Source organism: Streptococcus pseudopneumoniae (assembly GCF_001072925.1).
Taxonomy (GTDB): Bacteria; Bacillota; Bacilli; order Lactobacillales; family Streptococcaceae; genus Streptococcus; species Streptococcus pseudopneumoniae_Q.
Window position 1 is genome coordinate 1 of record NZ_JVHE01000006.1, and the last position, 20,465, is coordinate 20,465.

General features: G+C 39.7%; 17 protein-coding genes, 1 pseudogene and 1 other annotated feature. Of the genes and pseudogenes, 2 read left to right on the forward strand and 16 right to left on the reverse strand.

Translation table 11 applies throughout. The annotated features are described in order from the left end of the window. The coding region (locus ADH81_RS11365) for a hypothetical protein (protein WP_049525628.1) at nucleotides 1-216 on the forward strand (216 nt) is incomplete at its 5' end. On the opposite strand, the gene pyk is transcribed toward ADH81_RS11365, so the two are convergent. The 15 genes and pseudogenes from pyk to ADH81_RS00220 all read right to left on the reverse strand — a co-directional run bounded on the left by pyk (nucleotide 213) and on the right by ADH81_RS00220 (nucleotide 19,093). Then, on the reverse strand, nucleotides 213-1,718 hold the full coding sequence (pyk, locus tag ADH81_RS00150) for a pyruvate kinase (protein ID WP_014713116.1): 1,506 nt from the start codon (nucleotides 1,716-1,718) through the stop codon (nucleotides 213-215). The genes ADH81_RS11365 and pyk overlap by 4 nt on opposite strands. Nucleotides 1,719-1,784: 66 nt before the next feature. Further along, nucleotides 1,785-2,792 carry a 6-phosphofructokinase gene (gene pfkA / locus ADH81_RS00155; protein ID WP_000820873.1) on the reverse strand — a complete coding sequence of 336 codons (1,008 nt, stop codon included), beginning with the start codon at nucleotides 2,790-2,792 and terminating at the stop codon, nucleotides 1,785-1,787. Between the two features lie 81 nt (nucleotides 2,793-2,873). Next, nucleotides 2,874-5,975 carry a DNA polymerase III subunit alpha gene (locus tag ADH81_RS00160; RefSeq protein WP_049525631.1) on the reverse strand — a complete coding sequence of 1,034 codons (3,102 nt, stop codon included), beginning with the start codon at nucleotides 5,973-5,975 and terminating at the stop codon, nucleotides 2,874-2,876. 117 nt (nucleotides 5,976-6,092) lie between these two features. Beyond that, nucleotides 6,093-6,769, reverse strand: a pseudogene (locus tag ADH81_RS10525) (B3/4 domain-containing protein). 109 nt (nucleotides 6,770-6,878) lie between these two features. After that, nucleotides 6,879-7,265, reverse strand: a complete 387-nt coding sequence (locus ADH81_RS00170) for a VOC family protein (RefSeq protein ID WP_000157160.1) — start codon at nucleotides 7,263-7,265, stop codon at nucleotides 6,879-6,881. Nucleotides 7,266-7,321: 56 nt separating this feature from the next. Further along, a complete protein-coding gene (gene rplT, locus ADH81_RS00175; RefSeq protein WP_000124830.1) occupies nucleotides 7,322-7,681 on the reverse strand; it encodes a 50S ribosomal protein L20 in 360 nt (119 codons plus the stop codon). Between the two features lie 51 nt (nucleotides 7,682-7,732). Next, entirely contained in the window at nucleotides 7,733-7,933 is a 201-nt protein-coding gene (rpmI, locus tag ADH81_RS00180; RefSeq protein WP_001125942.1) for a 50S ribosomal protein L35, read from the reverse strand. A gap of 32 nt (nucleotides 7,934-7,965) precedes the next feature. Next, nucleotides 7,966-8,496 carry a translation initiation factor IF-3 gene (gene infC, locus ADH81_RS00185; protein WP_000848177.1) on the reverse strand — a complete coding sequence of 177 codons (531 nt, stop codon included), beginning with the start codon at nucleotides 8,494-8,496 and terminating at the stop codon, nucleotides 7,966-7,968. Nucleotides 8,497-8,511: 15 nt separating this feature from the next. Next, nucleotides 8,512-8,642: a sequence feature (ribosomal protein L20 leader region), on the reverse strand. Nucleotides 8,643-8,728: 86 nt separating this feature from the next. Further along, the gene (gene pgdA, locus ADH81_RS00190) at nucleotides 8,729-10,120 is read right to left on the reverse strand and encodes a peptidoglycan-N-acetylglucosamine deacetylase PgdA (protein WP_049525634.1); all 1,392 of its coding nucleotides are present in this window, start codon (nucleotides 10,118-10,120) and stop codon (nucleotides 8,729-8,731) included. A gap of 262 nt (nucleotides 10,121-10,382) precedes the next feature. Further along, the gene (gene ezrA, locus ADH81_RS00195; RefSeq protein WP_049525635.1) at nucleotides 10,383-12,110 is read right to left on the reverse strand and encodes a septation ring formation regulator EzrA; all 1,728 of its coding nucleotides are present in this window, start codon (nucleotides 12,108-12,110) and stop codon (nucleotides 10,383-10,385) included. An 81-nt stretch (nucleotides 12,111-12,191) separates the two neighbouring features. Continuing rightward, nucleotides 12,192-14,138, reverse strand: a complete 1,947-nt coding sequence (gyrB, locus tag ADH81_RS00200) for a DNA topoisomerase (ATP-hydrolyzing) subunit B (RefSeq protein ID WP_049525644.1) — start codon at nucleotides 14,136-14,138, stop codon at nucleotides 12,192-12,194. A 14-nt stretch (nucleotides 14,139-14,152) separates the two neighbouring features. Next, nucleotides 14,153-14,716, reverse strand: coding sequence for an HAD family hydrolase (locus ADH81_RS00205; protein ID WP_049525655.1), 564 nt, complete (start codon nucleotides 14,714-14,716; stop codon nucleotides 14,153-14,155). 105 nt (nucleotides 14,717-14,821) lie between these two features. After that, entirely contained in the window at nucleotides 14,822-15,373 is a 552-nt protein-coding gene (locus ADH81_RS00210) for a DJ-1 family glyoxalase III (RefSeq protein WP_049525646.1), read from the reverse strand. A gap of 10 nt (nucleotides 15,374-15,383) precedes the next feature. Continuing rightward, nucleotides 15,384-16,607, reverse strand: a complete 1,224-nt coding sequence (locus ADH81_RS00215; RefSeq protein ID WP_049525648.1) for an FtsW/RodA/SpoVE family cell cycle protein — start codon at nucleotides 16,605-16,607, stop codon at nucleotides 15,384-15,386. 32 nt (nucleotides 16,608-16,639) lie between these two features. Further along, complete coding sequence (locus ADH81_RS00220) at nucleotides 16,640-19,093, reverse strand: bifunctional DnaQ family exonuclease/ATP-dependent helicase (protein WP_193389819.1); 2,454 nt, start codon at nucleotides 19,091-19,093, stop codon at nucleotides 16,640-16,642. Nucleotides 19,094-19,211: 118 nt separating this feature from the next. Here ADH81_RS00220 and ADH81_RS00225 point away from each other — a divergent pair, with 118 nt between their 5' ends. Next, nucleotides 19,212-19,397 (forward strand): hypothetical protein, encoded by a 186-nt coding sequence (locus tag ADH81_RS00225; protein WP_049525652.1) that lies wholly within the window; start codon nucleotides 19,212-19,214, stop codon nucleotides 19,395-19,397. A gap of 23 nt (nucleotides 19,398-19,420) precedes the next feature. Here ADH81_RS00225 and ADH81_RS00230 read toward each other — a convergent pair whose 3' ends face one another. Continuing rightward, a complete protein-coding gene (locus ADH81_RS00230) occupies nucleotides 19,421-20,269 on the reverse strand; it encodes an NAD(P)H-hydrate dehydratase (protein WP_049525653.1) in 849 nt (282 codons plus the stop codon). Nucleotides 20,270-20,465 lie beyond the last annotated feature (196 nt).

Below are 20,465 nucleotides of genomic sequence, written 5' to 3' on the forward strand. Positions count from 1 at the left end.
TACACAAAAATAGGCTCCATAAGATCCATAGGGGATTTACCCACTACAAATATTATAGAGCCTGAAATCTCTAATTACAGCAAAAGTTACAGGGCAAACTGTATTATATACCTTAGCATTGAAAGGAAAATGATATATTTTGCCCCTCGTCACAAAAAAAGACCTATCACACAAGCTAGAAAGCTTGATATGATAGGCTTTTTAATATTAGATTAACGTACAGTGCGGATACGCATTGTGTTAGTACGAACTGCTTCACCAAGTGGCACACCTGCAACGATAACGATATCGTCACCAGATTGTACAAGACCTGCTTCAACTGCTTTACGTTCAGCAATTTCGAACATATCATCAGTTGATGATGGAGCTTCTGTCAACATTGGGATAACACCCCAGTTCAACATCAATCCACGTTCTGTCAATTCGTCAAATGTCAATGCCAAGATATCAGCATTTGGACGATATTTAGAGATCAAACGTGCTGTGTGACCAGTCTTAGTAAGAGTTACAACCAATTTGATGTCCATTGAGTTTGTAGCGTCTTTAACTGCTGAAGCCATAACTTCTGTCTTAGAGTTACGTTCAAATGAATCTGAATTCAAACGTCCGTATTCGTTAAGAAGCGTTTGAGCGTTCTTATCGATAGTTGCCATTGTACGAACAGACTCAAGTGGGTATTTACCATTTGCTGACTCACCTGAAAGCATTGTAGCATCAGTTCCGTCGATAACAGCGTTGAATACGTCTGATACTTCTGAACGAGTTGCACGTGGTTTTTCAGTCATTGTTTCAAGCATGTTTGTTGCAGTGATAACAACTTTACCAGCAGCATTCACTTTAGTGATGATCATTTTTTGGTAAACTGGAACCATTTCAAATGGAACTTCGATACCCATGTCACCACGAGCGATCATGATACCGTCAGCAGCTTCAATGATTTCGTCCAAGTTATCGATACCTTGTTGGTTTTCAATTTTAGCGAACAATTGAACGTGACCGTTACCAGTTTCTTCACAGATTGCACGAACTTCGTTAACGTCTTTTGCAGTACGTACGAATGAGATCGCGATGAAGTTGATACCTTGTTCAAGACCGAAGCGGATATCAGCGTTATCACGTTCAGCAAGAGCTGGGAAAGGAATTTTAGTGTTAGGGATGTTTACACCTTTTTGTTTAGCGATAACACCATCGTTTTCAACTTCAACGACAAATTCACGAGTTGCATCGTCTTTTTCTACAACACGAAGACCAAGTTTACCATCGTCAACCAATACTTGGCGACCAACTTCAACGTCATCATAGATATCAAGAGCTCCAGCAACGTTCAAAGCAATCACTTCACGAGTTGATTTGATACCTTGTTTAGTTGCAACACGGATTTTTTCACCAGTTTTGTATGAGTACTCTTTAGCTTCACCTTCAAACAATTCAGTACGGATTTCTGGTCCTTTAGTGTCAAGAAGGAAACCAACTTTTTTACCTGCAAGTTTTTCTGCAAGTTTAACAGTTGCCATACGGTCACCTTGTTCTTGGTGGTCACCGTGTGAGAAGTTGAAACGGAAAGTGTTAGCTCCTGCTTCAATCAATTGAGCAATGTTTTTAGCTGAAGCTTCAACGTCAAGTTTTTCACCCCAGTATCCGTCATCACCGAATTTTTTACCACCACGGATTTCTACCGCAGGACCCAAAGTTGCAACGATTTTTACACGTTTGTTCATGATTTTTGTGACTCCTTTATATAATTCGACCTTTAATGGTCATTTTACCAGATTAGTTAAAGTTGATTATGACAAGCTCTTGTTCAAAGCAGAAAGTTCAAGGTCAGCTTTATGAGGATTGTTAACAACAATCTTACCATCAGCTGTTAGGCTAAACAAAGCTCCTTCTTCTGCAGTTCCAAGAATTGGATTTTCAACCATTTTCTCGTTACGGATACCAACAGCGACACCACCGATTCCTTGTTTAAGAAGTTTAACAGCGTGTGCTCCCATACGTGACGCCAATACACGGTCACGAGCAGTTGGAGATCCACCACGTTGGATATGACCAAGTTCAGTTACACGAAGGTCGCTTGTATCTCCAGCTTCTTTTAGTTTTTGACCAAATTCAGCCGCTGACATAACACCTTCTGCCAAAACGATAATGTTGTGTTTCTTACCGTGTTCATATCCAGCTTTGATACTTGCTACGATGTCTTCCATCTTGAAGCCTTCTTCAGGGATGATGATTTCGTCAGCACCAGTTGCGATACCTGCCCAAAGAGCGATATCTCCAGCGTTACGCCCCATTACTTCAACTACGAAAGTACGACGGTGACTTGATGAGGTATCACGAATCTTATCGATGGCATCCATTGCAGTTGTAACTGCAGTATCAAATCCGATTGTGAAATCAGTACCTACGATATCGTTATCGATTGTTCCTGGAAGTCCGATAGCAGGGAATCCATGCTCAGTCAAGCGCATAGCTCCGTGATAAGAACCGTCTCCACCGATAACTACGACACCTTCGATACCGTGTTTTTTCAACTGCTCAATTCCTTTAAGTTGGCCTTCGAGTTTTGCAAACTCAGGATAACGAGCAGAGTGAAGGAAAGTACCACCACGTGAAATGATGTCTCCCACTGAAGCAGCATCAAGTGGATAAATTTCGCCGGCAACCATACCTGCGTATCCATCATAGATACCAAAAACTTCCATTCCTTCTGAGATTGCTTGACGAACTACTGCACGGATGGCAGCATTCATACCAGGGGCGTCTCCACCACTAGTCAAAACAGCAATACGTTTCATTTGGTTTTGCTCCTTTTTCTTTTAACATTCTAACTGATTATACCATAATTAAAGTTAAAATTCTTTTATTTTCATTGATTTTTAACGATAAATCGTTTTCATAGTTATTTGACTCAAAGATTCCTGCAAACTAACATCTTTTGCAACAAAATAACCCGGCAAAAGAACATTTTTTTGTTCATTTTCGTAGCGAATAATGACTGGAATTTGTCCCTTGTATTGTTCTAAAATATGATAAATTTCAGAATCATGTTCATGATCAGCAGCCTGAATCCAAAATCGTTCACTCACTGCTTCTTTTAGATTATTTAATACTAATTGAAGGCGACCATCTCTTGCCTGTACTTTTCCATTAAGGTAGTAAAATCTTCCTTCATGTAAGAGATTGTTAAATTGGCGATACTGGTCAGAAAAAACAGTAACTTCCAAATTTGATTTGCTATCACTAACTTTCAAAAAGGCCATATTTTCACCTTTTTTAGTTCTGATTACTCGGATAGACTGTATCTCAACGAGTACTGTAGCTGTCTGTCCTTCAGATAGTTCAGACAAACTCACAATTGGATAGAGGGGATTCTTTGCTAAAATCAGTAAGGGATGCGGACTGATACCGACTCCAAGCCACTCCTGTTCCTTACGAAACTTTTCGACTTGCGTAAAATCCTCACTCTCAAGCCAATTGTAGCTATTATCTGCAAATAAACTACCCAATTCTTCCACAAAAATAAATAAAGTAGGTAAGTTGGATAAGATTTTTTGGCGATTTTTTTCAAAACTATCGAATAAACCAATCTCGACTAGGGGAGTTAAAAGACTCAACTTCTGATAATTTTTAGGCAAGCGAGTGACAAAATCTTCGACACTACTAAAAGGACGATTCTCTAAAATCCAATAGGCAAAATCTCGAGGCATCCCCTTGATACTCTTAAGTCCCAAGTAGATAGTCTTGTCTGTCAATTTATCCAGATACGGAATTGTATTGATAGAAAGTGGTGTCAGTTCAAAGTCCATTTCAAGGGCATCGAGAATATAATCTCCACTGGCATAGTTGAGCATAACTTGATAAAAGATTTCTGGGTAATGTGTTTTAAAGTAAGCAAGCTGGAAGGCTAAAGCCGCATAAGCATAAGCATGCGATCGGTTGAAACCATAACCAGCAAATTTTTCCATGACAGCAAAAACCTGCTGAGCCTGTTCTTTTCCATGACCTTTTTCGAGTGCTCCTTGGATGAAACTTTCCTCCATTCGGTGCATCTCGGCCGCATTCTTTTTCCCCATAGCACGACGTAAAATGTCGGCCTTCCCAAGGCTGAAACCAGCGTAACGCTGTGCCACTTGCATAACCTGTTCTTGGTAAAGCATAATTCCATAAGTTGGAGCTAAAATATCTTCCAAAACTGGGTCCAGAACTGTTACCTTTTCTTTACCATGTTTTCGAGCCACAAAGTTGTCGATATAGTCACTCGCTCCCGGTCTGTTGAGGGAAGTCGTTGCCACTACTTCTTCAAAGCTTTCTGGTTTCACGCGCTTTAATAAGCGAATAGCACCAGGTTGTTCAAACTGAAAAATTCCCTTGGTCTTTCCAGCTGCAAAGAGGGCTAAAGTTTCCCTATCCTCAAGGTCAATATTCTCAATCCTTAGCTGAATTCCTTGAGTTTCAAATAAGAGCTCCTGCATTTTTTGAGCGAAAGTTAGGTTTCTTAAGCCCAAGAAATCCATCTTGAGCAAGCCATTTCCCTCGACTCCATGAGCATCATACTGGGTAATGAGCATATCCTCACCATACTTAAGAGGAATATAGTCCGTTAGATTTTTATCACTAATCACGACACCAGCAGCGTGGATAGATGTCTGTCGAGGATAGCCTTCTATCTTTTTGGAAATTTCAAAAGCCTTTTGGTACTCAATCTTACTTTGAATCAGTTGTCTAAATCCTAGATTACCTTCATAGGCGCTTGTCAAGGTATCTTTGAAACCAATTTTCTTAGTTATGGATGTTAACTCGTACTCGGGAACACCATACCGTTTAAAAACATCTCGGATAGCCTGTTTGGCACCAAAAGTCGAGTAGGTGACTATCTGAGCAGCGTGAATACTACCATAACGGTCACGAACATAGCGAATAAACTCTGGACGATAGATATCGGGAATATCAATATCGATATCGGGCATGGTATAACGTTCACGATTTAAAAAGCGCTCAAAGATAAGATTCTTAGCTACAGGATCAATACCAGTAATATTTAAGGCATAGGCCACTAGACTTCCAACTGCAGACCCACGTCCCATTCCCATATAATATCCCTGAGAACGACCGAAACGTAAGAGATCCCAGACAACCAAGAAATAGTCATCGAATCCCATGTCATGAATCACAGATAGTTCTTCTTCCAAACGTTCCTGATAAACTGAATCTAGTAAGCCTTTCTGTTCCAAGCCCTTAATAGCTCTTTCGCGCAACTCTTCAACAGCAGGACGCTCTGGATTGAAGTGTGGAAGCTTGAGACTACTATCAATCTCATAAGTAGTTGCTCCAATCAGTTCAGATAGATTGTCTAAAGCTTTTGGAAACTTTTCTACAAAAAATTGTTCAAGACGGTCAGCAGGTAAAAACAGGCCTTGTTGCGCTTGAACATCCACCTCTCGCAAGGTCACATTTTCCTTAATCGCCTTGAGCATTTGGAGCGTTTCTAAATCCTCAGATTCGAAAGAATTAACACGATAAAGTGGGAGGATGGGTTGAGAAAAATTCGACTGAGGTGTATCTGGATACACTCCGATATAATAGTCATGCCCTAAGTCCAAGGAATCAATTGCAGAATAATAGGGAACAATAACACAAACATCTTCTATATAGGGAGAAAAATCAGTCCATTCCTTTTTACCTGTCATTTTTAGAGTCGAAAGCTTCATGAGATTTCGATAGCCATGATTTGACAAGGCTAAAAATCGAAGGTTGACGAGTTCCTCCTTATGATGAACAGTCACCTCAATACCTAATAAAGGCTGAATCCCCTGTTTTTGGCACTCTTTAATAAAATAATAAGCCCCATAGAGATTGTCAATATCCATGATTCCAAGTGATGAATAGCCATATTCCTTCCCTTGACTGACATATCTCTTAATCGAAACCATGCTCTCCATGAAACTATAGACTGTTTTGGTATCCAGTTGGGCAATCATTCTTTCTCACCTCCCTTATTCTTTCTCTATTATACCATTTTAGAAAATAGAAAAACAATTTCTTTCTCCCCTTGTAGAAAAAAGAACCACAGTTGAATTAACCGTGATTCCCATTCATTATTCTACCTCTAGGATAGGATTTGTAGCTGTCAAGTGGCTGATCTTGCCACTGACACCAAAATATTCCTCAATTTTAGCATGCAATTATATCATTTCTTCCCGATCTCGTGATGCCTGTTCTTCATTGATAGCTTCAATGACTAAAATAGCATCTTTGGTTTCTTCTGTTAACATAGTTCTTTGGGCTTCACGCCAGTTTAAACACCGACAAACCGCACCTTGTTCATCAAAATAAATCATTTCATCGGCTAATGCAGGAGCATCACTTTCGGCCCCTAGTGGAAAGAAGGATTCATTTCCTTGAGCTCTTCCGAGACATAAGTCACCAACAATCTTAGCTAAATCCTCTCCCCCACAAGGAACAGCGTAAGAAAGTGAAACACTATTATAAATATCTACCAAAGGATTTATTGGATTAAATTCTCTTCCTTGACTTACACGCTTTAATAAAGCTTCAATAGAAGAACGAGCACCTTTTTTGGTTTTGAATTAAGTGAATGCCTGATGCCATTCTTGACTCACCTCATTCTGAGTGAAATTTTCATCTGGTATAAAAATCCGTGCTTTTTTGTTCCTTCATCTAGTAAAGTTTTAAAATATGGATCTTCACTCTCATCAATAGTATTGTTGAGAACTTTTTCCACCAATACACTGATTTGAGCATCTGGAAACAGGTGCCAAAAATCATCTTTTACATAAACTCCCCTGACCTTGCTCTATTCTTTTTCTTTCATTCTACTACAAATTAAAAAAACGAGTAGCATACAAGCTACTCGATAGGAACTATAATGAATTCTCACGAATTACTTCTACCTTGTATCCATCTGGATCTTTGATAAAGTAATAGTTTGGTTGAGTCCCTGGAAGTCCATTAGGTGCTGTCACTTCATAGCCTTTGTCGCTATGTTCTTTGTGAAGAGCCTCAAGATCAGGTGTGCTTAGGGCGATGTGAGCAAAACCGTCACCGACAACATAAGGTCCGTGATCATAGTTGTAAGTCAACTCCAACTCATAATCATCACCTTCAAGTCCAAGATAAACAATAGTGAAAGCATAGTCTGGAAAGTCTCTACGACGTAATTCCTTAAAACCAAAAGCATCTTGATAAAAAGCGATTGATTTTTCAAGATTTTCTACTCGCAAGCATGTGTGTAGCATTTTTGAAGCCATTTTTTTCTCCTTTGTTAAAAAAGACTGGGACAAACTTGTACCAGTCTTATGAATAATTATTTACCAAGTTTTGCTTTAGCTGCATCTGCAAGAGCTGTGAAAGCTGCTGCATCGTTAACAGCCAAGTCAGCAAGCATTTTACGGTTAACTTCGATCTCAGCCAATTTCAAACCATGCATCAATTGTGAGTATGAAAGTCCGTTCAAACGAGCTGCCGCATTGATACGTGTGATCCACAATTTACGGAAGTCACGTTTCTTTTGACGACGGTCACGGTATGCATAGTAGTAAGAGTTCATTACTTGTTCTTTTGCAGTACGGAACAAGATGTGTTTAGCTCCATAGTAACCTTTTGCTAATTTAAGAATACGTTTACGACGTTTACGTGATACAACGCCACCTTTAACACGTGCCATGTTTTATTTCCTCCAAATATTTCCTAGAATTGTTTACTTACAAATACGCGATTATTTCAAGCGAGTAAGCATTGCTTTGATACGTTTGAAATCTCCTGAATGCACCATAGATGCTTTACGAAGATGACGACGTTGTTTTTTAGTTTTTCCGTGGAAACGGTGAGATGTGTAAGCACGGAAACGTTTAAGTCCACCAGAACCTGTACGTTTGAAACGTTTAGCTGATGCGCGGTGTGTTTTTTGTTTTGGCATGATTTTTTCTCCTTTATTTAACTTTCTGACAATTATTTTTTGTCAGTTGCTGGCGCCAATTGCATGAACATTTGGCGTCCATCCATTTTAGCACGTTGTTCAATGATAGCAATATCTTGAGTTGCTTCAGCGAACTCGGCTAAAACTTTTGCACCAATCTCTTTATGGGTGATCATACGCCCCTTAAAGCGAATGGATACCTTCACTTTGTTTCCTTTTTCAAGGAACTTGCGAGCATTGCGAAGTTTAGTTTCGAAATCACCTTTGTCGATAACTGGGCTCAAACGAACTTCTTTCACGGTCACAACGCTTTGTTTTTTGCGTTGCTCTTTTTGTTTCTTCTGGTACTCAAATTTGAACTTACCGTAGTCCATAATTTTCGCAACAGGAGGTTTAGCTTGAGGTTGAATGAGAACCAAGTCCACATTAGCTTCGTCCGCAAGTGCTTGCGCTTCGCTTAGTGGTTTGATACCCAATTGCTCACCTTCAAGACCGATTAAGCGAACTTCGCGTACACGAATTTCATCATTGATGAATAAGTCTTGCTTTGCTATGGTTTTCACCTCTTTTTTTAATTTAGAGAAAAACAAGAGCGGACTTGCTAACGCAAACCCGCACTACATGATTGTATTTCATTTCTGAAATTTGATCCGTAGGGGCCAGACAACGTTAGTCGCAAGGCGAGAAGTTCTCACTTCTGCTTTTCTCAACTTTTATATGATATCAAGTTTTCCCCTACTTGTCAAGATTAAAACTATCTTTTTTTAATTTTTTTAAATATCTGCCTACTGTGACTTACTGGTTACGAGAATAGTAAATCTCATGTGGCTTCAAACGAGTGTTGAGTAGATCTGATACAGTCACAAAACTATATCCTTGTTCCTGTAGATACTCAATTACTTTTGGTAATGAATTAACAGATGTTTGATGGATATCATGCATCAAAATGATAGATCCATTGCTTACCTGACGCTGAATTTCTGTCAAAATCGCTGCTTCATTTTTACTCTTCCAATCCAAACTATCCACATCCCACATGATAAAGCTTAAATCAAGGCTATTACGAATATCATCTGAGATTGCACCGTATGGTGGACGCATCAATTTAGAGCTTTTCCCAAGAACTTTTGTAATAGCATCTTCGGTATCTGTAAGCTGTTTCTTAGCGTCTTCCAATGACAGTTTTGTTAAAACCGGGTGATTCCAACTATGGTTTCCAACTTCATGACCTTCAGACTGCATACGTTTAAGAAGCGACTCATTACCTGCAATATTCTTTCCTTGTACAAAGAAGGTTGCTTTGATCTTGTACTTGGCTAGAATATCTAAAGCTTGTGGAGTTGTATTTCCATCCGGTCCATCATCAAATGTAAGAGCTACTATTTTTTTATTTTTCTCAGCCTGAGCCTTCTTATAAAGTTCTGCATCCTTTTCAGTTAGATAGGACGATTGGATAACATCAAAGAAGTCTGAAATAGGCAAAGCTATTTCTTCTCCATTATTGGTTGCTTTGATTGGATAAAGAACCAATTGACTATCTTTGTATGCAAACTTCCAAGATGATAAATCGCTAGCTGTAAAATCGGCTATTACTTGATCAACAAGAGTTTGTTCAATCTTTTTATCAAGAAGTGTTGACTTGATATCCTCAAGAAACTTCTCTTTAGCTTTGCTAGCATCTGTAAAGAGCTGATCTAATGTAAACAGGGTCCCATCTTCCTTAAGATAAAGCTGATCTAATGATGTATTTTCTAATTCCACAACAGTAGAATCACTCAGGTCATAGGCCTGTTTTTTTACAAGATGGCTCTCCACACCTTTGATGGAAGAAGAATCTTTTTCAGAGTAGTAAAAAATCAAATGTTCTTTATCTTCTACCTTATCCGTAATATCTTTTACAATGATATCCTGAACAGAGGTAATCACCTTGTCCCCCGTCATAGGATAGTAGGTGATGATTTCTGCCTGCCCCTTACGAAAATGATCTTTCTGACTTCCTTGTGAATAGGAATCATCTTTTTCTTTTTTCAGTGCTTCAATTTTTTGCTCAAAAGCTTGCTTCGTCAAGACTTTATAAGCAATACCAGCACCTAATGTTAAGATTGTGAAGAATAGAAGCCCCACAATAATCCACAAATTTCTTCTCTTCTTGTCATTCGCTTTACGGTTTGTTCTTTTTTTTGTCATAGTTTTATCATATCAAATCAAACCTATAATTTCAATGATAAATAGGAAAATGTCCATTTTTTCAAAAAAGATAGGTAAAAGAAAGAGGTTGGGACAAAAGATCCCTACCTCACTTTTTATTTGCAATCAAACTTTGACGCGGTAGCTGATTGGACTTTTTGTTGGTCTTTTAGACTCCAAAAACTCCTAATCATCTTCGCGAGGCTGGGACTACGAAGTCGAGACTTTGTCTATCGATTTCAGTCCCACCGCCTTTTCTTAATTAAAATCGAATGATTTCTCTTGTTTTTTCATATGAGGAAACAAAGCGATTTGTTACCCCTGGTTCAGCAACTTCCAAAGCTTGGGAAATCTTTTCGAAAGATGCTTGATAATCAAAGGCATTTTCAAAGATTTCTAAAGATTCATGGAAGGCTTGTTGAATCCCTTCATCAAATGATCTGTAGCGGTTAGAATATTGAAGCAATTGCTCTGTCAAGGTTGCATATTGCACAATGCTGTAAGTTTCTGTTTCCAAAACTTCCATATCATGTGATGCGATTTCTAGGATACGATTAACAGACTCAATGTTGACTTGTGACTGTTCCAACTCTGCCATCAAATCCTCAGTACTATGGCTAGCAGCAAAGAACAATTTCAAGAAGTTCTGTGGGATTCCTGGAAGATTTCTCTTTTCCATGTAGCGCTTAATCGTGTGGAGGCGGTTGACGTAAACATTTGCCTTTTGACGAGCATTAACATCATCTTTTTCAATCTGTACTAAACGTTCGCTCACTGAAACTTGATCATCTTCAATTTCTTTTAATGTAGCTTGAACATTTTCTAAACGTTCTTCCAAGACAGAGTAAGCTTCTGAATATTCCTCTTGTTCTGAAGTCAAATCGCTAACTGTAAGTTCTAGGGAATCCAAATCCACTTGAAGACGACGAACATGATTGACATCACTCTCAGCCATCAAGTAGGTCTTGCTCAAACGCTCGATATCTTTCACCAAGACTTGGTTGTTGTCTTTTAAATGGTCAAGATAAGTTGGAAGTGTTGACAACAAGTTTTCAACAACTTTTTGAGAAGCAATCTCTCGTGTGAAAATATTATAGAGAGCATTGATTTCTTCTTGAATCTGATTATTTTCATATTCAGCATTGTCCAATTCCAATTTTTTAATATTTTCTTGGTTGTTCTTCAATGCTTCATACAACAACTGCAAACGAGATTCAATGTCAGTTTCTACAAAGTGATAGTTGGCATCAAGCAACTTACGATAGCCAGCCTCTAGATCTTCAAGTTGATCAGGGAGTTCAGTCGTTAGTTTAGTAACAATTGCTGGAATTCTCTCTACGATATGTGTCAAAGCGAGAATATGGTTTTCAGCATTATCCAAAATTCCTGCTGCTTCAACTGGATCTCCTGAGGAGTTTAGAGTCACAAATTGAGAAAATTCAGATTGGATGTTCTCCAATTGTTTTTCAATTTCAGGAAGTGCTTGACCATATTTCTCAGAATCTTCTGCGACTGTTTTTTGCAAGCTTTCAAATAAATCTAAAGCATGCAAGACACGACCACTATTTTTTGATTCTTGTTTTTCGAGATCTGCCAAAGCATTTCGAATAGAAGCAATATCTTCTTCGATAAGGGTAATCTGGCTTTCAATTTGATCAATTTTGTGTTGAGCTTTCAAGAAGCGAAATGAATTATTGTACCCTTCTGCTTCAAACAGATTATTCTCAATATCTGCAAATGAGTTGAGTGATAGGTCTACCCATTTTTGATTCCACTCTCTAAATGCAATCTGACTTTGACCAATCAGATGCATATTCTTAACAGCTTCTACTTCATCGTTAACTGGAAGGTTATACAACTCTTCCTTTCTTTCTTCTAATACTGCGAGCCTCTTTTCATTGCGTTTGCGTAACAAAACTGCCACAACATATGCAATAATCAGAAGAGCCGCGATTGCAATCATAGTAATAATCAACAGATTATCAGACATATCAAACTCCTTTTTATACATGAAACAATTGTAATGATTATATCATATTTTTCAAACCATGGGAACTATTTCCCAATTTTTTTAAACGTCAAGCGTACTGTAGACCGCATTTTCTTCGATAAATTCTCGACGTGGTTCTACACGGTCACCCATGAGCATATCAAAGATTTTATCTGCTTCTGCAGCATCATCAACTGATACACGCGCCATGAGACGATGTTCTGGGTTCATGGTTGTTTCCCAAAGTTGATGGTCATCCATTTCTCCAAGACCTTTATAACGCTGAATAGTTGGTTTTGAACGTCCTTCACTATAGCGAGCTAAGGCTTCCTGTAGACGGATTTCTTGATCTGCTCCAGGTTGGATGTATTCTTTAATTTCACTGCCGACCTTAACACCATAAATTGGTGGTTGAGCGATATAAACATAACCTGCTTCTAAAACGGGTTTCATATAACGATAAATCAAGGTTAACAAGAGGGTACGGATGTGAGCTCCATCGACATCGGCATCCGTCATGATAACGAGTTTTTGGTAACGGGCCTTGCTGACATCAAATTCAGCACCAAAGCCTGTTCCCATAGCTGTGAAAAGGCTACGGATTTCTTCATTGGCAAGGATTTTATCCATGCTGGCCTTTTCAACGTTGAGGATTTTACCGCGAATCGGTAAAATCGCTTGGAATTCACGGTCACGACCAGACTTTGCAGAACCTCCCGCTGAATCTCCTTCGACGATGAAAAGTTCAGTTTCAGCTGGATTGTTTGAGGAACAATCTGCTAATTTCCCTGGAAGGTTTGAAATCTCTAAACCAGATTTCTTCCGAGTAACCTCACGCGCACGCTTGGCTGCCACACGCGCCTTAGCTGCCAAAATCCCTTTTTCAACAATCCGCTTAGCAATCTGTGGATTTTCCATTAGGAAGTCTGAAAATGCTTCACTAAAGAGGCGATTAGTAATCTTGACAACTTCACTATTTCCAAGTTTAGTTTTCGTTTGTCCTTCAAACTGAGGATTTGGATGTTTCACAGAGATAACGGCAGTCAATCCTTCACGGACATCCTCACCTGTCAGATTATCTTCGTTATCTTTCAGCAATTTGTTTTTACGAGCGTAGTCGTTAATGACACGAGTTAGGGCTGTACGGAAACCTTGTTCATGTGTTCCACCTTCATGTGTATGAATGTTATTGGCGAAACTCATGACATTTTCATGGTAGCCAGTTGTGTACTGCATGGCTACTTCAACTGTGATGTCATCCATTTCTCCATCAGTGTAGATTGGCGTATCAAAGATTACATCTTTGTTTTCATTGATATACTCAACGTAACTCGCAATCCCACCTTCGTAGTGGTAGTTTTTTGTTTGTTCAAGTCCCTCACGTTTGTCAGTGATGGAAATTTGAAGGCCACGATTCAGAAAGGCGAGTTCTTGGATCCGCTTGTTTAATTTATCAAAATCAAAAGTTGTTGTTTCTGTAAAAATCTCTGGGTCTGGCGTGAAGTGTACTGTTGTACCTGTTTTATCTGTATCTCCAATCACCTCAAGGTCAGCAACAACATGTCCACGATGGTATTCTTGGTAATGAATCTTTCCGTTTTTATGAACACGAACATCCAACTGAGTTGAGAGGGCATTTACAACCGATGAACCTACACCGTGGAGTCCACCTGAAACCTTGTAACCGCCACCGCCAAATTTACCTCCAGCGTGAAGAACAGTAAAGACAGTTTCAACGGCAGGACGGCCCGTCTTTTCTTGAATATCAACAGGGATACCACGTCCATCATCAACAACCGTGATAGAGTCATCTGGCTCAATAAAGACCTGAATATGACTAGCAAATCCCGCCAAGGCCTCATCGATAGAGTTATCAACGATTTCCCAGACTAGGTGGTGAAGACCTTCTTTTGAAGTCGATCCGATATACATTCCAGGACGCATACGAACAGCTTCCAGACCTTCCAAAACTTGAATCTGACTGGCATCATAATCCTGTGCCTGTTGGTTTTTGATTTCTTCTGTCATTTTTTCCCTTTTTCTTAAATTTCTAATACTTGTCTCAATGTCACGATATTTTTAAAGAGATGCGTCGCTAAGCCTGCTGCTTGTCCAGCTTCAATATCAATAGGACGGTCACCAATAACGATACCAGAGCTTATCTTGTACTTATCTCGCAAATAAATCATAGACTCTGGATTTGGTTTTCTCTTAAAGCCAGAGCTAGCTGTTACTACTTCTGTAAAATAGCCAGCAATACCTGTCTTTTCAAGAATATCCAAAACTTGGTCATTGCGATGCGAAACTAAAAAGTTCCGTCCTCCCTGGTCTGAGATTTCCTCCAATAAAGCAGGTACTCCTTCAAACAAGGCAGGATGTTCAAGCTCTCGCGCTTCGTTTTCCTTATATTTTTCTAAAAAATGCTCTATTGTTGGGGCAAATTGGTCAATCGCAAAAGCAGTTGACACTTTCAAGGCATTGTAAACTTTATCATGTTCTTCTTCGATTCCAAATTGAGCTAATGTTTCCACAAAAGCTGCGGTCGAAGTCTCATAATTATCAAGTAAAGTTCCACCTAAATCCCATATGTAATCGTGATATTTCATACCCTTCATTATAGCATTTTTTTATCAAAAAAGCGACGATTTCCTTCTATTTTAAAAGTAAAAAACGAGAAGAATCCCCTAATTGATAGATTCCTCTCGTTTTAGTTAATCTATTCCAAACACATCACGATAGAGCATGGCTTTTCTCAAAGCATTTGCATCTCCACCAAGTTGTTCTACTAAGTTATAAGCAAAGGCAAGGGCAGTTGCTGGACCGCGACTGGTAGTCAACTGACCATCGACAACTACTGTTTCCTTGCGATAGTGACCATCAGCAATTTGCTCTTGGACACCATCATAGCAGGTGAACTCTTTTTCCTTGAGGAGACCGGCTCGATTCAGTACAATTGGTGCTGCACAAATGGCTGCTACTTTTTTACCAACTTGCTCAAATTTTTGAAGTTCAGCAATCAATTGCTCATTATCACGCAAGTGAGCTGAACCTGGCATACCTCCTGGTAAGACAATCATGTCGTACTCAGATAAATCACCATCAAACACACGATCTGCTTGTACTTGGATGGCATGTGATCCCGTCACTCGGGCTTCAAAACCAATCATATGACAAACAATATTGGCACGACGTAATACGTCCACAACTGTTAGGGCTTCGATTTCTTCAAAACCATCTGCTAAGATAACTGCTACTTTAGCCATGATTTACTCCTTATTTAACTTTTTTCAATACAACTTTCTTCCGTTTAAATCTTGTCTTACCGCTCTTTTCTTCGGCTAGATGCGTTTGATAACTCATCGATAGAAGCAAACCAACACCAATCAGATTACTGATAATGGCTGATCCCCCTTGGGAAATGAATGGCAGAGGAATCCCTGTCAAAGGAAGGAGGCCTGTCACTGCACCGATATTTTCAAAGATATGGAACAAGAGCATCATAATAAAGCCAGTTGAAATGTATGTATAAAATTGGTTATTGGACTTCAGAGTGATTTTTAACATTCGATAGATAAGTAGGAGGTAAAGTGTAATTACAAGGACAGAACCAATAAAACCAAAATCTTCTGCAATGACAGTAAAAATCATATCACTCTCACGAACAGGAATTAAGAGATTGGATACATTAAATCCTTGACCAAATAAGCCTCCACTTCCGATGGCGATTTGCCCTTGGGCCTGTTGATAGGTGGTCGTTTGTGCATAATCAAAGGGATTGAGCCAAGCAAGGATACGGTTGATCTGATAGGTTGGCATCCCGATCTGATGCATGAAAGCACGCCCATCTTTTGTGATGAAAATTGCCAAAAATCCTGCAATTCCTGATACAACTGTCGCAAAAATTGGAATGATAATTTTCCAAGAAACGCCAGAGAGCAAGACGAGTCCAGCAAAGATGGCGACAAAAACCAAGGCCGTTCCTAAGTCACTCTGCAAGGCCAGTAAAACTAAGACTGGCAGTGTGAAGACAATCAACCACAATATCAAGTGAAAGTCTAATGCAATCGTACGTTCTTTTTCCTTATGTTTTTGTGTGAATTGGACAACGACCCGAGCCAAGATTAAAATATAGGAAATTTTCATGAATTCGGAAGGTTGGAAAAGTGTCACTCCACCAATTGACACCCAGTTTTTAGCCCCTGTTGCCGCCACTAAATTAGGATTGTAAAAAATCAAGGGTAAAACCATAAGGACTAGACCAAGAGCGTAGAGATAGGGGGTCGCCTGCCATAAAAATTTTGTATTGAAGAACATGACTACAAAGCTGATGATAATTCCCAAGACGATCCATGCTAGTTGCTGACCGAGAATAGGCCAAATATTATGTGGATAGTCATGACTGACAGCAATGTAAATAGCCACCACTCCAATCACCAGCAAACAGAATACTGGTAAAATCAAACTATAATCGACCCGAGAGTCGAGAGAACGTTTCATAAAGGTCTCCTTCATTCTTTCAGATGTTTATTTTATTTTTTGTGTAAAAATTCTTGAACTTTTGAGAATACTTGCTCTTTGCCAACTTCTCTCACTCGACTAGTCTGTGACAAGGCCTTGCTAATCTGCTTTCCATATCGTTTGCTTGTCATTCGGCTATCCAAGATAAGGACAGATGAGCGCTGTCCAAGACGACGCATGGTTCTACCAATCGCTTGTTTGAGGCGAATAATAGCCATCGGCAGTTGATAGTCATAGAAAGGATTTTTCCCTTCAATGCGAAGTTCCTGATTCATTTTTTTCGTAAAGGGATCTTCTGGATTTTGGAAGGGCAGGCGTGTCACCACTTCAATCACTCGAGGATGAGTCGCAAAATCAACTCCCTCCCAAAAACTTCCTGTCCCTAGTAAGAGTTGAGAGTCTCCTCTTTCAAATCGTTTCTTGAGTTGAGCAGGATCTCCGTTCTTATACTGGGCTAGATGAGTCAGAGATAGAGAGTCTGATACCTGCAACAAAAGGTCTTTTGAAGTAAATAAAACGAGCATGGGTTCTTCAAGATAGGACAAATCTTCCAGCACTTCTACAAGAGCCTGAGCATAGTCTTCTTGGGAGGTTTCTGTCACCAATGGAAAATCCTTGACGACCAAAATTTCTTGATTTTCTTGGAAATTCTCATCCAGTCTATCAAAGGCTGCATGCGGGAATCCCATTAGTTCTGGTAAAGATACTCTGCTACTAATTTCCAAGGTTGCAGAGACAGCTAATAGCTGACAAGTCTCTGGAAAAATCTGTGAAAAGAGCAGACGTTGATTGCGACTTGACGAAATGACAACCTTCTTGCTAGACAAGTCTGAGGCTGATAGCCAAAATTCTCCATCAGTGCAGAAAAATCGCTGATAGTCCTGAAAACCTTGAACTTCTAACTCGGAAAAATCCTGTTGGAGTTGCGCCATTGTAGTCGTCGGGCACATTCTTCGTTTGCCAGATAGGAACTGGTCCATCAAGTGACAAAGCTCAAAGCGAATACTCTCCATCAAGCGTCTCTGAAGCGTCCCTTTTTCTCGAACTAAGGCTTGATCTAGCTGGTCTACTATGTCGTTTAGAACGAAACTCTTCTGCGAAAGATTTTCCAAAGTTAATAAGATCTTCTGGGCCTCATCCAAGATCAAAAGACGGCCCTCTAGTAGACTGGGATCATCCTCAAGTCGGGTAACGAGATAAGCATGATTGGTCACAAGTAGCTGGCAAGATCGAGCTTTTTTCTGCCCCCGTCTCCAAAAATCCTCTAACCAAAAGAGAGAAGCTTTGGGAAGATTACCATCATGCACCAAGTTTGGTAAAAACTGCTGGTAGCGATAAAGTTGTCCAATCTCATCTAAATCTCCAGTTTCTGTTTCGGTCAACCAAACTAGAAGTTGCATCTTGAAACGTGTGTACAAGCGATTGGATTCTTCTTCCTCTAGCGCATGATGAAAGGCATCTAGTTTCAGATAATTCTGAGGTCCTTTGAGACTATGAATCGAAAGGTGGAAGATCTCTTCCAATCTTCGAGCCTCTTCTTGCATCACTTGATTTTGTAGAACTTTAGTAGGAACACTGAGGAGGATTCCTTTGTCGTTTTCTAGTGATAAGGCTGGCAGGAGATAGCCGTAGGTTTTTCCAATTCCAGTCTGAGCTTGCACAAAGGCAATTTTCTCATTCTGTAGAAAATCTTGAACCTTTTGAGCAAAGCTAGCTTGCGGGGCTCTATCTTCCAAATCCAACAAGGCAATATTGGTCTGGAAATCTTTTGATAGTTTGCGTGGAGAAAGGGCTGGTTTTTCTTTTCTTAAAAATAAACCTTGCACCTCTACCAAGTCATGTTCAACTAGGATGGACTGCTTCTGATAAACTTCCTCAATGACCAGATAAGACTCATATAATAAACCATCTGACAAACTTAACAAGCGCTCCAATAAGCCTTTTGGAAGTTGAAACATCTTTTGTCTCATACAAAGAAAAAGTTCTGCAGTTGCTTGGGCATCTGATAGGGCAGTATGGGCTTTTTCTAGTGAAATACCCAACTCTTGACAGAGAATCCCCAGATTATACTTTTCAAGCTGAGGATAAAACACCTGAGCCAACTCGACTGTATCGATACGGGGAGTACGCAATTCATAGCCTTCAAAAAAGAGAAATTCTGCCAACAAATTAGCATCGAACTGAACATTGTGCGCAACAAAAACACCGTCCTTGACCAAGTCAAAAATTTTTCCAGCCACCTGAGAAAACTCTGGTGCCTCTGCTAGTCGCTGGTCGGTCAAGCCCGTTAATTCTTTGATATGAGAATCCAAGGGTTCGTGGGGATTGACATCCGTGGCATATTGGTCAACAATCTCGCCATTTTCAATGACCACGATTCCTACTTGGATAATTTTTGCCTTGCTTCCGGTACTGGTCGCCTCTAAATCCACGACAACGTACCGATCATTTCTAAAATTCATCATTAAAAATTATATCAAAATTTACACCATTTGACATCCATGAACTTTATTGCAAGGGTCAAGTTTCTTGCAAGTTTTTTCAAAAAATGATTGAATAGAAGTGTAGAAAAGGAGTGACATCATGAACCCATTAGATTTGTTTAATCAAGTAAAAGAGCTAATCGAGAAAAAAGATTTGGCTGCCGCAAAAACCTTTGTCGAAGAAAATAAGGACCAACTCGGTGAGTATCTTAACCAAGCACAAGCTTTGGTTTCAGGCTCAGAAGGACTTGACGGTCTTGTAAATAAGGTCAAAGGCCTCTTCTAATAGTCAAAAGGCACCTGAAAACCTCAGGTGCCTTTTTGTATTTTCTTCATAAAGGCTGGGATATGTTGACTGATCGTGGTTGGCAGAACTACAAAATTGTCCTCAGCAAGTTCTTGGGCAATTGCTGAATGTAAATAGGTTGCTACTGTCACTCTTTCGTAGAGACTAACTTGAGGAAATTGACCTGCAAAACCGGCAATCATCCCAGCTAAGGTATCTCCCATTCCCCCAGTCGCTTGATAGGGACCTCCAACTCCCAGATGATAAAAATCAGCTTGACCAGCTTGCCAGATTCGAGTCGCAGGACCTTTTTGAACCAAAATCGTTCCTGAAGGAAATCTCTTCAAAGCCTCTCTTGTTTCCTCAGCTCCTTGAGAAGTCAATTCTAAGCCTGACAAGACTTGCCATTCCCTTTGATGAGGCGTTAAAACAAGCTGAGCTTTAGGAAATTTCATTTCCGTCTTAGCTAAAATGGATAAGGCACCACCATCCAGTATGAGAGTCTGGTCTTGATTTAAATGATGAAAGACTGTTTGGAGAAGCTTTTCTCCACGCTTATCATCCACTAGTCCAGGTCCAACCAAGACAATGTTAGCCTTCTGCAACTGTTGCTCAAGCAATTGCTCATCATCAAGAGCAAAAGCCATAGCCTCCGGAAGATGGCTATGCAGAGCTGGAATATTCTCCTGGCCCGTTGCTACTGTCACCAAGCCTGCGCCACTTCTAACAGCCCCTAAGGCAGCCATAATAATCGCTCCCCCATAGGGATAAGTCCCTCCAATCAAGAGAAGACGACCATAGTCTCCCTTATGACTAGAACGAGGACGCTCGATGATAACTTTTTTCAATAGAGCTTGATCAATCTCTTTCATACACTACTCCTTCATGCTTGTTCTTACTTTCATTATACACCTCACTACTCAATTAATAAAGGAGAAGACTATGCTATCTTCTCCTTCTTTTATAATGATTTGCTTTTTCAGAGCTGGGAGTTATCAACCTTACTTTTCTTTACGTTTAACAGTTAGTAGAGCTACTGATAAAACAAGACTGAGACTTGCTAGGAAG